General features: G+C 52.5%; 1 protein-coding gene. It reads right to left on the bottom strand.

Features of this window, described 5'->3' with window-relative positions; translation table 11 throughout:
* Nucleotides 1–236: hypothetical protein (locus tag AAEZ02_RS23500; RefSeq protein WP_351125658.1), on the bottom strand; the 236-nt coding region annotated here is incomplete at both ends.

Here is a 236-nt window from a genome sequence, read left to right as displayed (position 1 = left end):
GCCAGACCCTGCGTCGACTTGCTATTTTTTGCGGTCTGATAAGGCGTTTCTTGTGAGATGACCTTGCCACTTAGGGTGTTTCCCAGTGCTTGCCATTTGGCCGCGATGACCCGTGCCGCAAAGTCTTTGGCGTCAGGATAGGCGACATAAAAAACATGCTCGCCGCAGCTGTCTGGTAGGTTATTATTTAACGCCAGCTGTTCTGATTGCCACTGCGGTGCTAGGCTATAACGGGC

This window comes from Shewanella sp. T24-MNA-CIBAN-0130, from assembly GCF_040310185.1.
Lineage (GTDB): Bacteria > Pseudomonadota > Gammaproteobacteria > Enterobacterales > Shewanellaceae > Shewanella > Shewanella psychromarinicola.
This window is presented reverse-complemented; position numbering and strand designations above follow the sequence as displayed.